Here is a 13707-nt window from a genome sequence, read left to right as displayed (position 1 = left end):
AAATGCGGCAACGCACATGCAAAAAGGGACAGGTCCATTATGGCAGCTCGTGACAAGACGGCGCAGCGCCTCGCTCAAAACCTGCCAAAATAAACCTGTCCCTTTTTGGTCGGTTATGGGTTGGGTCCTTTAGGACTCTTTGTTGGCGTAGATAAACCAGTAGCCCAGCGCCACGATCAGGGCGCCACCCACGATATTGCCCAGCGTGGCGACCGTAAGGTTGAGCGCCAACCCGGCAGCGTTGAGGGCATCGGCGCCAGCGACATCGGCTCCATAGCCGCAGGAGTGCATCAAAATACCCATGGGCAAAAAGTACATGTTGGCGACGCAGTGCTCAAAACCGCAGGCCACAAAGGCAGCGATGGGCAGCAAAATGCCCACGACCTTGTCGACCACGGTCTTGCCGGCAGTGCCGATCCATACGGCCAGGCAGACAAAGATGTTGCACAAAATGCCGCGGAAGAAGATGGTAACGGCGTCGATCGCAACCTTACCGGCGGCGACGCTCACCATGGTATTGGCAACGGCCTCGCCGTTGAGCTTATAAATAGCTGCCATGTAAATCAAAAAGACAACGAACAGGGCGCCGGCAAAGTTGCCGATCCACACAACAGCCCAAGCCTTGAACATCTGGACGAGCGTAATCTTTTTGCTCTTAAGCGCGCATACCATAAGCGAGTTACCGGTAAACAGCTCCGCGCCGCAAATGAGCACGAGCACCAGTCCCAGGCAAAAAGCAAGACCGCCCACGAAGCGCTGGGCGCCCCAGCCAAGCGTGGGATCGCTCAGAAAGACCGTGAAGAACAGGCCGCCGAAGGCGATAAACGCTCCGGCGAACATGGCGAGCAAAAAGGCCTTCGAGACCGGCAGGTTGGCCTTGGTAACGCCGGCGGCCTCGGACTTAGCCTCGATCGCGGCGGGCGCCAGGCAGTCGGGGGTGGGGTATTCTGCCTTACTCTGTGCCATGGCAATCACTACTTTCTTACGATGTGGGACAAACGCTCTTGGTTCATTTGCCCCGCGAGGTCGGACGGTATAAAAATAAACGCGAGCCAAATTAGCATATTGGCCTGCGATTATATAGCTTGGAGCGGGCGACGGGAAGTCCAAGGATTTGCTTCGCAAATCCTTGTTTCGCTGCGGGCCTTCGGCCCTTGCGTGCTGCGCTGGAAAATGCTCACGCATTTTCTCAGCTCCGCACCCTGACGGGTTCGATTCCCGTCGCCCGGCGCGTAAACGAAAACAGCTCTGATTCCCAAAGGAAACCAAAGCCGTTAAAACAATTCTTATGGAGCGGGCGACGGGAATCGAACCCGCGTCATCAGCTTGGAAGGCTGGGGTTCTACCATTGAACTACGCCCGCAAGATATGGTCGGGACGACAGGATTTGAACCTGCGACATCCTGCTCCCAAAGCAGGCGCGCTACCAAACTGCGCCACGTCCCGAAGGTGTTGAGCAGCTAAGGCATAAACCTTGCGTGTCCCAAAGCGAAGGAAATTATAGGGGAGACTCCCCGCCTGTGCAAGCGGCGATATTCTAGCTCCTCGAATGTGCGACAAACCGGCTGTGGAGCAGGCCTATCACAAACGCCACCACGGCGACCGGCGCCCACGCGGCACCGATATCCGCCAGCGGCAGCGCATCGAACGGTAGCCACGCGCCAGCAAAGAACGCGTCGCGGACCGAGGTGATCACGCTCTGCACCGCGACGACGCCGCCGACCCAGACCCATACCTGCGGATGCGCGTCGCAAAAACCGTGCACCAGGCCCATAAGCACCAGCACAATGGCGACGGGATACAAGGCGTTAAGCATGGGCACCGAGAACATAAGGATCACGTCGAGGCCCACGTTGGAGAGCACGCACGAAAACGCTGCGAACACAAACGCGAGAATTGCAAAGGGGCGGCGCATGGCCTCCTCGGAAGCCTCCGCTCCCCCTTCGACCACATACGTCTCGCAGAAATAGCGCGCGCAGCAGCTAATGAGGCCGATGCACACGTTCATGCAGGCGAGGAAGAAAATCGCAAAGACCACAACCGTGCCGGCAAGGCCAAAGTGCATGGAGGCCGAGCGAGCAAGGATGGCAGCGCCGTTAGTGGCGTCGGGCATCACGGTGCCGAGCTGCATACCGGCAAGGCCCAAGCCGCAATAGATGATGGCCATGAGCACGCCGGCGATAACACCGGAACGCGAGATCTCGAAGGCCACGCGCTTGTCATCGGTAACACCCAGCTCGTGGATGGTCTCGGCGATGATGATGCCGAAGGCAAGTGACGCGAGCAGGTCCATGGTCTGATAGCCAGTCAGAAAGCCCTGCACGGCAGCACCGGCATCGTAAGGGGCCTGCGGCGCGGCAGCCGGTCCCAGCGGCGAGATCACGGCAGCACCCACGACCAGCACGATGAGCGCAATGAGCGCAGGGCCCGTAATGCGGCCGAGCACACGCGTGATGACACCCGGGCGCAGCGTGAGCGCAAACGCGACGACGAAGAACCCGATGGCAAACACCAGACGTGCCGTGCCGAGCGAAACGCCCTCGGGTAGCAGCGGCACCAGCATCTCGAACGCCGTAGAGCTTGTGCGCGGAATGGCCAAGCACGGACCGATGGCCAGGTAGACCGCCGCAACGAAGAATTCGCCAAACTTAGGATGCACACGCCCGGCCAGCTCTCGGGCCGTGCCAGCGAGCGCGACGGCGATAAATCCCATAACGGGCAGACCGATAGCTGCAATCAAAAAGCCGATCATGGCAACCGGCGTGGCAGAACCTGCCTGCAGCGCCAGCAGCGGCGGAATAATGAGGTTACCGGCACCAAAGAGCATCGAGAACAGCGCAATGCCGACGGTAACGACATGGTCGGAACGCAGACCGCGCGGGGCGGATGAAGCCATGGGCACACCTTTCGGGTCGAAACAAAAACGGGACGGGCAAAATACCCGTCCCGCAAGTATATACGCTTTAGCAGGCTAAATCGCGCAAAGCGTCAATCGCGATGTCGACTTCCTTATCCGTGTTGAAATACCCAAACGAGAAGCGGACGACACCCTGGCGCTCGGTCCCCAGCGCACGGTGCATGAGCGGAGCGCAATGGGCACCGGGGCGCGTCGCAATCCCCCACCCTTGCATGAGCGCGTCCGAGATCTCGGCCGAGTCGATATCACCCACGTTGAGTGAGACGATCGCCGAGCGCACGGGCTGGTCAAACGCACCGTAGAGCGCAATGCCGGGGATTTCGCGAGCACCGGCGAGGAAGCGCTCTGCAAGCGCACGCTCATGCGCCGCAATCGCCTCGACCCCGCCTTGCGCCTCGATAAAGTCGAGACCGGCAGAAAGGCCCGCTATGCCGTGACCGTTGAGCGTGCCCGCCTCGAGCCGCGTGGGCCACTCAAGTGGCTGCAGTGGGTCAAAGCTGTGCACGCCCGTGCCGCCCATGGCCCACGGAGACACGTCAATGCCCTCCGCCACGGCCAGGCCGCCGGTGCCTTGGGGCCCCATGAGCCCCTTGTGGCCGGTAAAGCACACAATGTCGAGCCCCATGGCATGCATATCGATACGCGCCGTGCCGGCAGACTGAGAGGCATCGACGATCACCAGCGCACCGGCCGCATGGGCCATGGCCGCCACGCGCGCAATGTCGACCGCGTTGCCGGTCACATTTGAGGCGTGCGTCACCACCACGGCACGCGTACCGGGCGTGACTAGCCGCTCGAGCTCGTCGTAGTCGAGCGCGCCGTTCACGTCGCAACCCGCATGATCAACCGTCACACCCTGCTCTGCCGCCAAGCGATTGAGCGGACGTAGCACGGAGTTGTGCTCGAGCACCGTCGTGACCACACGGTCGCCGGGGCGCACCACGCCATTGATGACGGTGTTGAGCGCCGCGGTGGAGTTGGGCGTAAAGCACACATGGTCCGCCCTCGGGCAGCCCAAAAGGCGCGCGAGCTTGGTACGGCAAGCGTGAATCGTACGAGCGGCATCGAGGGCACCCGACGTGGCACCGCGCCCGGCATTGCCGAGCGAGCACATCGCCTGCGTCACGGCATCGATGACCGTCAGCGGCTTGTGCATGGTCGTCGCCGCGTTATCCAGGTAGATCATCGCACGACCTCCCACATATCAATCACGGTATAGCCCTCGGTGGGAACGCCCGCCGCGGCGAGTTCGCCGCGCAGCAGCTCCTCATCGGCAGGCAACGCCTTCCACGCCAGACCGCAACCGGCAGCGACCTCCCCGGGCACGGGAATCGTTCGTCCGGGAAGACCGCACTCGATGCACAGAGATTCGCAGCCCATGGCGGCCGCCGTGGTGGGAAACGTGATGACAAGCGCCGGGCGCTTCTCCCTCATGGCAACTCCAACCAATACGTTATGGGCGCACGACGCGCACGGCCTGCTCCATCTTCTCCACGATCACGTACATGTTGGTGACCTCGCCCACGGCAAGCTGGTCCTTGATGCCAAAGTGGTCCAGGCAGGTACCGCAGGTGAGAATCTCGACACCCTGTTCCGCCAGGCCCTTCAGATCATCGAGCACCGGCGACCCCTCAACGGTGAGCTTGGCGCCGCCGTTGTAGAACAACATGGTCGCAGGCAGCTCCTCCTGCTGCGTCACGGCAAAGATAAACGCCTTCATGAGCTTGTGGCCCAGCTCGTCGTCGCCACGACCCATGCAATCGGTGTAGACGGAAATGACGAGTTTGCCCTTGCCGGCGCTGGCGTCGCAGAAAGCGGCACCGTCCTGCTCGGGGTCCGCAACGGCCACGGCACCGGCGGTCGCGACAGTCACGTGCCACTCAGCGTCCGAAATCTTCTCGACCGAGGCCGTGCAGCCCTTCTCCTGTGCCATCTTGGAGATGTTCTTCACGGCCGTCTCGTTATCGACCGAAGTCACGACGGCGCCCTCGCCATCAAGCTGTTTGAGTGCCTTAAGCGTCTTGACGACGGGCAGCGGGCAGGCATCGCCCATGGCATTGACTTCAATTTTGGTAGACATAGCTTTTTTCCTTTCGAATAAATCGTTCTAGAACGGTGCATAGTTCGATAAACGTGTCGTTAACGGGCAACGCGGACGGCAGGGCCGCCTGGCACCGGCTCGCACACGCGACCGACGACGGCGGCGATACGTCCTTCGGCATGCAGACGACGCGAAAGCTCATCCACATCGGCAGCAGGCGCCGCGATGAGCAGGCCGCCCGAGGTCTGCGGATCGTACAGCGCATCCAACATGCCCGGTTCCAGGTCATCGTCGGCCGCCACGCGGGGGCCAAAGAAGTCCTGGTTGCGGTAGGCGCCGGCTGGGATAATGCCAAGACGCGCCATGTCGAGCACCTGGTCAAAGAGCGGTACGGCCCCTGACGCAAGCTCAATCTGCACGCCCGAGCCCTCGGCCATCTCGCACGCATGCCCGATCAGGCCAAAGCCCGTGACGTCGGTACAGCCGTGAAGCTCGAGTCCCTCGGCCAGACGAATCGGCGCCTCGTTGAGGGTGCGCATCGAGTCAAACATGGCTGCGGCCTCGTCCTGCTCGATAAGCTCGCCCTTAATGGCCGTGGTGATGATGCCCGAGCCAACCGCCTTGGTCAGCAGTAACGCATCGCCCACGCGCGCACCGCTGTTGGCGAGCATACGGTCGAGCGCGACAAAGCCGCTCACGGACAGGCCGTACTTGGGCTCGTCGTCGTTGATGGTGTGGCCGCCCGCGATAGAGCAGCCGGCCTCGACGCACTTGTCGGCGCCACCCGCCAGAATCTGGCCGGCAACCTCGACGCCCAGGCAACTGGGTATGCAGAGCAGGTTCATGGCATGACTCGGCCGCCCGCCCATAGCATAGATGTCCGACAGCGAGTTGGCCGCGGCGATCTGGCCAAACAGGAACGGGTCGTCGACCATCGGCGGGAAGAAGTCGATGGACTGAACGAGGCCCAGGTTATCGCCAACGCGAAAGACGCTCGCATCGTCGGAGGTATCGAACCCCACGAGCAGGTTGTCGTTATGCACATTGGGTAAGTCGCCCAGGACCTGGGCGAGGGCTCCAGGAGCCAACTTAGCGGCTCAACCGCTCGCGGCAGTCATAGACGTGAGCTTAATCTGATCGTCAGCCATCGATACCTCCTCTCATCGGTCAATCATTTTCTCCCAGTATACGCATGAATGCGAGCCTGGGGCGGATGCATTAATTGAGCGCCTGCGCGCGAATCGCCGCGCCGATGGCACCGGCAAAGCGAGCCTGGGGCGAGGTGGTCACCGGCGACCCCAGTAGCTCGCCCAACCGCTCCACCACGAAGGCGTTCTCGCACAGGCCACCGGTCAGGTAGTACGGGGCGCCTGCGGCCTGCCCGGCCATGGTCGCCACGCGCGAGACCACGCTGTCGATCACGCCACGTGCGATGTTCTCGCGCGGCTCACCGCGACCGATCAGGCTGATAACCTCGCTTTCGGCAAACACCGTGCACATGCTGCTGATCTTGGTAGGCTCGCCGGAACGCGCCAGGTCGGCCATCTGCTGCTGGGAAATGCCTAGGCGGTCGGCCATGATCTCCAAAAAGCGCCCCGTGCCGGCGGCGCACTTGTCGTTCATGGCAAACTTGGCCACGCGGCCACTTTCAAGCTGAATGACCTTGGTGTCCTGGCCGCCCACGTCGATCACCGTGCCGTGATCGCCAAACAGGCGCACGGCACCGGTGCCGTGGCAGGTGATCTCGGTCACGACCTTGTGCGCATAGGGCACCGCGATGCGACCGTAGCCAGTCGCGATCACGCGCACGTCGTCGGCTGTCACGTCATAGCCGGCCGCTGCCAGTGCCTCGCGCAGCCGCTCGGAAGCATCGACCGAGGAGAACCCGGTTGGCTGCACGCACGTCCACGCCACCGAACCCTCCCCATCGACCACAGCAGCCTTAGCCGCCGTAGACCCGATATCGACCCCGATCCCTATCATGCCTCTCTCCTAATCAGCAAGAAAATCAAACGATCAGACACTGCTGCAACAACGGCCCTCTGGCGTCTGAGGTGCCCGAGATTCCGAGCGACAAGCCCGACGAAGCGTACTCAAGGTACGCGAGGAGGGTTGGAGCCGGAAGGTCGGGTGCCTCAGACGTCAGAGGGTTTCGATAAAGGCGGCGATGCGCGTCTCGATCTGGCCCATGTCACCGTTGCTGTAGTCGGTCTCGATCTTCATATACGGAATACCCGCACCCTCGACAGCTTCCTGCATGCGCGCACTCTCCACGTTAAAGGTGTGGCAGGCCTGTAGCACGCTCTCTACCACGCCATCGACATGATACTTCTCGCACATGGCAAGCGTGTTCCCCATGCGGCTGTCGTTGGGCGTCATGACCGAGCAGTTGATGTCCAGGTAGCGGTCGGCGATGGCGTGCAGGATATCGGGAGCCTCCGGGTCGATCATCATGGCCGCCGTGCGCTCGCCCGAGCAGTCGTCCATGCACACGACCACACCGCCGTTGGACTCGATAGTACGGCCGATCTTGTTGATCACACCGCCCACCGGACAGCCGGTGATCAGAATGCGCTTGGCATCCGCCGCAACCGGGCGCTCGCCCGCGTCGTAGGCCTCGCGCAGCTTGGCAACCTTTTGCTCCAGCTGCTGCGTATAGGCCTCGATATCAAAGCTGAACGTACCGGCGAACATGGTGCTCATCAGGTCGACGCCGCTCATGACCGCCGGCTGGTTGGCCTGCAGTGCGAACATCTCGAGCTGGGCCGCACGCAAGCGATTGCGACGACGGACAGCGGCGCGCAGGTCGTCATCGGTGATCGTGATGTCGTAGAAGTTCTCGAGCTCTTCCTTGAGCAGGCGGCACTCCTCGTACCAGCCTTCACGCTCGTAGGCGCGGTCGCGACCCTGCGGCAGGTGCAGAATGTGCGTGCGCTTGAGCTCGTTGAGTAGCTCGTACATCTTCTTCTTGCCGTCGCAGGTGGTCTCGCCGATGATCATGTCGCTAAAGTACGTAAACGGGCACTTTTGCGAGAAGGCAAAGCCGTACGTCGACTTGATGAGCGGGCAGAGATTTGCCGGCAGCACCTTCTCGGCCTCGGGAATCACCTCGTCGGACGTGCCGCACAGCGCCACGCTCGCAGCCCCCGCGGCATCGATAATCTCGAGCGGCGTGTAGCTGCACAGAAAACCGATCAGGCGATTGCCCGCCTGTTTGTAATCCTTGACGCGAATAAACGCCGCCTTGCGTTGTTCGTTAAACTCCTCAAACGTGCTGGGCAACGGCTGCTCAATATTTTCCGACATATAACTCCTAAACCTTTTAACCAACCAAGGAAGCGGCTTTCCCAGGTGCCCGAGGTTGCCGTGAAAGAGACGCGCCGCGTACTTTCGCACGCAAGCGACGGTTTGAACGGCAAGATCGGGTGCCTGGGAAAGCCGCCGGGACGGATAGCCCTAAATGGTTTCCAAGAAGGCCTCGATCCTGGTTTGCAGTTGGCCTGCATCCTCACCGGCGTAGTCGGTCGTGATGTGCATAAACGGAATGCCGGCTTCCTCGGCGGCCTTCTCCACGGCGAAGGACTCCATCTCATAGAGCGTGCAGAACTGCAGGGCCACGTCGACGATGCCGTCGGCATGCAGGTCCTTGGCCATCTGGACAATGTCCTTCATACGCTGGTCGTTGGGCGTAAAGACGGCGCAGTTGATCTTAAAGTAGCGCTCGGCGATGGCATCGAGCATCTCGTCGACCGTCTCACCGGACTCGTCGACCAGGTCCTTGTAATAGCGCGAGCCCGTGCAGGACTCCTCGCCTACCACAATGCCACCGGCTTTCTCGATGAGGTTGAACAGCTTCCAGTTGGGCACGGCCATGGGCGTACCGGTGTACAGGATGCGCTTAGTCCCCTTGGGCGCCACGCCCTCGCCGACCTCGACACGCTGCTCACACTCGGCCGCCATATCGTTAATGGCTCCGGTCAGACGTGGCGTGTCGTCCATAAAGGCGGCCTGAACGGTCAGCAGGCTGTCAAGACCGCTGATGGGCGCAGGGTCGGCAGCGCGCGTGGCAGCGAGGCGCTGCAGGGCGCGACGCTTCTCATTGACGGCGTGGATGGCGGCCTTCAGACGCTCGGGCGTAATCGTGACGCCGCACTCTTCCTCGATCTTGGCGGCGAGCTTCTTGACCTCGGCCTTCCAGGTCACGAGCGTCGACTCGTCGTGTACGTTGGGAATATCCATGACGTACATGTTCTTTTGCGTGGCAAAAAACTCGTAGGCCTTCTTCTTGCCATCGCAGGTGTTCTCGCCTACCACCAAGTCACTCGACTCAATGTAGGGGCAGACCTCGCCCAGCTTAAAGCCGGCAAAGCTCTTGATAAGCGGGCAGGTGTTGCGCGGCAGATGCTCCTCGACCTTATCGGTTGCCCAATCGGCACCCGAGCACAGGCCCACGGGAATACCGTCGCAGGCGAGCACAATCTCCTCGGGCACGTACACGCAGAACGAACCGACGATCTTGGTGGCCTCGCCGGCCTCCTTCTTGTCGAGCATCTCCTTAATACGGCCGCTGTGGATGTTGGTGGCCACAAAGTCCAGGTAGGACGTGGACTTGGGGCGATTGTTCTGCGTCAAGAACATATCGCCGTACATCTGGCCCACGGCGCCCAGCAGCATGTCGTGGTCGGCAAGATTCATGCCGAGGCTCTCCCACATCGGATGGAAATCGAATTCTTCAGCCATGGCGGTTCCCCTCTCGAACCAAAAACGGATAACAGCGGTATCGATGCACGACGGGCGGCGATTGCCCTGCCGTGCTCAAACCCGGAATTTTGGGGAACCTGCTTTGCGGTTGACTATTTAATTGTGCGTCGTCTCTCCCGGAGCCGTGAACATACCTGCTCATATGCGGCTCCGAGCGATATATAGGGCACGCGCGGCAACGCGGCGAATGTATGTCGTCTGCGGCATGTGCGCACCCTCCTTAACCAGTTGAGGTCAACTATATCAACGGTCATCGACCATGCGAACACCGTTGACAATCGTACGACAGCTGCGGGATGCGAACACCTCGCTGTCTGATAAATAATTATCAGATTGACAAGATTTTGTCATATAGAAATCGGCGAGCGGTAAAGTGGAAACAAAGCGGTCGAGGACTACCTCCTCGCCCGCATCGCCCACCGCATCAACGACAAACCAAATGGATCCTGCTGGCATCAAAATGCATGCGCAGCGTCTCGCCTGCTTGCGGCAGCTCGTCGACAGGCATGCCCACTTTGTTGACCTTCCACTGCAGACGCGTGGGCGCATCAGTACGCGGCACGTCCAACAGCACCAGGCGCTCAAAGCGTGAATCGCTCACTCGGGCCACGTGCAAATCATAGCTGTTGCGACCCCGCTCCGCGCGATTGTCAACATGGAAGTAGCTTGCGCGAATGCCCAGGTACGCCACATTATCGGGAACCTCGCGACCCACGTTAAAGGTCATGCCCCAGTCGAGGGCCTCAACTTCTTCGTCGCCGATCTTGCGCGCCCGGCTTGTGTTCTTGCAGCCCGTCAGACGCAGCGCAGCCAAGGTTTGCGGCCGGCGGACCACGTCCTCGACGGAGCCGATCTCCTCCACATGCCCGTTATGCATCACGCAAATGCGCTCGCACAGGCGGCATGCCTCGTCAATATCGTGGCTCACGTAGAGCACGGTACGGTTACAGACGTCGAACAGGTCGAGCATGTTCTGCTCAAGCGCGCTCTTGAGATACGCGTCGAGCGCGCTCATGGGCTCGTCGAACATAAAAATGCCCGGGTGTGCCGCCACCATGCGAGCAAGCGCCACACGCTGCTGCTGGCCGCCCGAGAGGCGCGCGGGATAACGGTCGGCAAAGTCGGCCAGTCCAAAGATGCCCAGGTAGCGCTCGGCAAGTTGTCTACGCGCTGCGGCGTCACCTGCACCCTCAACGCCGGCGCACACGTTATCGGCCACCGTCATATTAGGGAACAGCTGATAGTTTTGAAACATCAGGGCGCATTTTCGCTCCTGGGGCGAAAGGTTGATGCCCGCCGCAGAGTCAAAGAAGGTCACGCCGTTGACGACGATCTTGCCCTCGTCGGGTGTCTCCACGCCGGCAATGCAGCGCAACGTGCAGCTCTTGCCGCAACCCGAGGCGCCCAGGAGCGCCACACGCTCCTCGCCGGCCTCAAGCTGCATGTCGAGCATAAACCCGGGATAGCGCTTTTTGATGTCCAGAACGAGCGACATGGCTTATCGACCTCCCTGCGGCGCGGCATCATCGCGCATGAGCTCGGCCAGCGCCTCGCGATCGATACGCAAGGCATCGCCGCCCGCCGAGTCGAGCGAATCGCCCCGTCCGGCGAGATCTTTGGCCTGCTTCCGCTCCGCACGAGAAAGGCCCCGCTCGCGATACTTTTGTGAATGAGCGGTGTACATATTGATAAACAGAATGACCAGGAAACTGAACACGATTACGACGATGACCCAAAAGAGGGCTACCGACGTGTTGCCGCCCATCCACTCAAAGTAGATGGCGATGGGAATGGTCTGCGTAATACCGGCGTAGTTGCCCGCAAAGAACAGGGTGCAGCCAAACTCGCCCATGGCACGCGCGAAGGCAAGCACCGCGCCGGCTGCAATCGAGGGCCAGCCAAGCGGCATCATGAGCTTAGTAAAGATGCGACGCTCGGACCATCCCAGCGTGCGCGCGGCATCGAGCATCTGCGTGTCAAGGCTCTCGAAGGCTCCGAGCGCCGTACGGTAGACCAGGGGAAACGACACCACCACGGCAGATATCACCGCCGCGGGCCAGGTAAAGACGATCGAGATGCCGTGCGCGATGAGCCACTGGCCGACCCCGGTCGAGCGGCCAAACAGCATGAGGAGCAGAAAGCCGCAGACCGTGGGCGGCAGCACCATAGGAATCGTAAAGACCGAATCGAGCAGGCCCTTGATGCGACTCGAGGTACCCATAGTCTTCCACGCGGCGAACAGGCCCAGTGCAAAGGCAATCACCAGGGCAAGGCCACTCGTTTTAATGGACACCCAAAGCGGGCGATAGTCGATGTCGCCCAAAAAGGAGGCCAGAGAGGTCAAGGGACCCTGCTCATCCCGCAACACGACAGACGATGCTTCTACCATTTGAGCGCTATCAAGCCAACGCGCGCCGCCCTTGGCATCACCCGAGGCCGATGCAATCACCACATAGCGGTCCCCATCCGCACCACGCACATCAAAGCCATAGGTATACCCGCCGGCATTAAACGTTGTTTCCGCCGTGACATACCAAGGAAGATCCACGTCCCCAAGCTGCGCACCTCCCATGCAGTTTGCGCTGTCGAGCTCACAGACGAGGGCCTTGAGACCCGATACGCACTCGTTATCCTGCGGATCCAATTCATACTTCTCGACCGCCCTGGGCGATATCCACACCACAACGCGATCGGCAGCAGGCGCCACCACAAGGTCCACGTCCTCATCAACGGGAAACCGGTAGCCCTCAGGCTGGCCCTCCATGGCACGAGCGGTCCCCTTGGCCAACCGCTCAAAACCCTCGATCCCATAGGAAAGCCCATGAGCGGTCGCAGCAACCTGGGCCCCGTCCTCAGCGACCCCAGCAAACGCAAATCCCGGCACCCAGCAAAGCGCGAAGGTCAAAGCACAGGCGACAAGCATGCGGAATCTATTAAGCACGAAAAGCTCCAAGCGAATACAAGGACGGAGTGAAACACAAAACAATGGAATTATCGCGCCAAGCCGCACTACTCGGAAAGCTCAAAGCCGTACTTAGCCCAAATCTTCTGAGCCTTCTTGTTGGACAGGCAAAAGTCGATAAACGCCTTGGCCTCGTCGGCGTGCTCGGAGCCATCGGCGACAGCGCCCGGATACACGATGGGCTTATGCGAGTCCTCGGGACACACAAAGGCCTCCTCGATGCCGTCATAGCGGAAGATATCGGAGCTGTAGACAAAACCGGCCACGCAGTCGCCCGTAGAGACGTAAGACGCAGCGGTGCCGACCTTGTCGGCCAGGGCCACCTTGTCGGCAAGCTCGGGTGCATACTCGCCGTCGTCGCCCTCGGTGCCGGTGTAGAGACCCACAGAAGCTAAGGCCTGGTTGGCGTACTTGCCGGCGGGGACGGTCTTGGCGTCGCCGATGGCGATCTTGCCGTCCAGATTCGCGACGTTGGCGATGACCTCGATCTTGGTGTCGGAACCCTCAGCACGAATGATCACAAGGTCGTTGACGAACATATCCTCACGGGTGTCGGCATCGACGAGCTCGGCGGCCTCGGCGTCGTCCATGGTGCCTTTGGAGGCGGTGATGAGCACGTCGACCGTGGCGCCGGCGCGCATCTGCTCGACAAGGTCGCCAGACGCCTTAAACTGCGTGTCTGCAAACGTGGTGCCGGTCTGGTCGGTGTAGAGCTCTTGGACCTCGGGCAGAGCCTTCTCGAGCGAGTTGGCGGCAAAGACCTGCAGCTCGACAGCTTTCTTGGAAGATGCCTTAGCAGAACCGGCATCGGAGCCAGTTGGCTCAGACGTCTTGTTGCCAGAGCAGCCGGCAAGGCCAAGGCCGGCAGCGGCGACAGCAGAGAGCCAGACGAATCCGCGGCGAGAAACCATATCGAACATGTTCAACCCTTTCGGACCTTATGCCCGGGTACCCCACCGCGGGCTTTATTCTGTAATTAGATTATACTTCGGTGCGAATAACCTTGATTATCGACTTTATCCGAAC

The 13707-nt window shown here is 60.9% G+C and carries 12 protein-coding genes and 2 tRNA genes; all 14 read right to left on the bottom strand.

What is annotated here, in order from left to right; all coding sequences use genetic code 11:
• Positions 1-129: 129 nt before the first annotated feature.
• The 14 genes from DWX39_RS06845 to modA all read right to left on the bottom strand — a co-directional run bounded on the left by DWX39_RS06845 (position 130) and on the right by modA (position 13601).
• Complete coding sequence (locus tag DWX39_RS06845; RefSeq protein ID WP_117758999.1) at positions 130-966, bottom strand: formate/nitrite transporter family protein; 837 nt, start codon at positions 964-966, stop codon at positions 130-132.
• Positions 967-1289: 323 nt separating this feature from the next.
• Positions 1290-1363, bottom strand: a tRNA-Gly gene (locus DWX39_RS06840).
• A 6-nt stretch (positions 1364-1369) separates the two neighbouring features.
• A tRNA-Pro gene (locus DWX39_RS06835) sits at positions 1370-1446 on the bottom strand.
• Positions 1447-1537: 91 nt separating this feature from the next.
• On the bottom strand, positions 1538-2896 hold the full coding sequence (brnQ, locus tag DWX39_RS06830) for a branched-chain amino acid transport system II carrier protein (protein ID WP_117758975.1): 1359 nt from the start codon (positions 2894-2896) through the stop codon (positions 1538-1540).
• 67 nt (positions 2897-2963) lie between these two features.
• The gene (locus DWX39_RS06825; RefSeq protein ID WP_117758974.1) at positions 2964-4103 is read right to left on the bottom strand and encodes an aminotransferase class V-fold PLP-dependent enzyme; all 1140 of its coding nucleotides are present in this window, start codon (positions 4101-4103) and stop codon (positions 2964-2966) included.
• Entirely contained in the window at positions 4100-4351 is a 252-nt protein-coding gene (locus DWX39_RS06820; protein WP_117758973.1) for a DUF3343 domain-containing protein, read from the bottom strand. The genes DWX39_RS06825 and DWX39_RS06820 overlap by 4 nt, the downstream gene beginning before the upstream one ends.
• Positions 4352-4370: 19 nt before the next feature.
• Positions 4371-4997, bottom strand: coding sequence for a sulfurtransferase-like selenium metabolism protein YedF (gene yedF / locus DWX39_RS06815; RefSeq protein WP_117758972.1), 627 nt, complete (start codon positions 4995-4997; stop codon positions 4371-4373).
• A 59-nt stretch (positions 4998-5056) separates the two neighbouring features.
• On the bottom strand, positions 5057-6106 hold the full coding sequence (selD, locus tag DWX39_RS06810; RefSeq protein ID WP_117758971.1) for a selenide, water dikinase SelD: 1050 nt from the start codon (positions 6104-6106) through the stop codon (positions 5057-5059).
• A 70-nt stretch (positions 6107-6176) separates the two neighbouring features.
• Entirely contained in the window at positions 6177-6941 is a 765-nt protein-coding gene (locus tag DWX39_RS06805) for an acyl-CoA dehydratase activase (RefSeq protein WP_117758970.1), read from the bottom strand.
• 159 nt (positions 6942-7100) lie between these two features.
• The gene (locus DWX39_RS06800) at positions 7101-8264 is read right to left on the bottom strand and encodes a double-cubane-cluster-containing anaerobic reductase (protein WP_117758969.1); all 1164 of its coding nucleotides are present in this window, start codon (positions 8262-8264) and stop codon (positions 7101-7103) included.
• 150 nt (positions 8265-8414) lie between these two features.
• Positions 8415-9698: a double-cubane-cluster-containing anaerobic reductase gene (locus DWX39_RS06795; RefSeq protein ID WP_117646493.1), complete on the bottom strand. Its 1284-nt coding sequence runs from the start codon at positions 9696-9698 to the stop codon at positions 8415-8417.
• Positions 9699-10143: 445 nt separating this feature from the next.
• Positions 10144-11214 (bottom strand): sulfate/molybdate ABC transporter ATP-binding protein, encoded by a 1071-nt coding sequence (locus tag DWX39_RS06790; protein ID WP_117758968.1) that lies wholly within the window; start codon positions 11212-11214, stop codon positions 10144-10146.
• A 3-nt stretch (positions 11215-11217) separates the two neighbouring features.
• Positions 11218-12660, bottom strand: coding sequence for a molybdate ABC transporter permease subunit (gene modB / locus DWX39_RS06785; protein ID WP_233508904.1), 1443 nt, complete (start codon positions 12658-12660; stop codon positions 11218-11220).
• A gap of 68 nt (positions 12661-12728) precedes the next feature.
• A complete protein-coding gene (modA, locus tag DWX39_RS06780; RefSeq protein ID WP_117758966.1) occupies positions 12729-13601 on the bottom strand; it encodes a molybdate ABC transporter substrate-binding protein in 873 nt (290 codons plus the stop codon).
• Between the last annotated feature and the right edge of the window lie 106 nt (positions 13602-13707).

Origin of the sequence: Collinsella sp. AF19-1LB, from assembly GCF_003459655.1 — a bacterium.
Classification (GTDB): domain Bacteria; phylum Actinomycetota; class Coriobacteriia; order Coriobacteriales; family Coriobacteriaceae; genus Collinsella.
The sequence above is the reverse complement of the archived record's forward strand: the minus strand, read 5'-3'. Positions and strand labels throughout refer to the sequence as shown.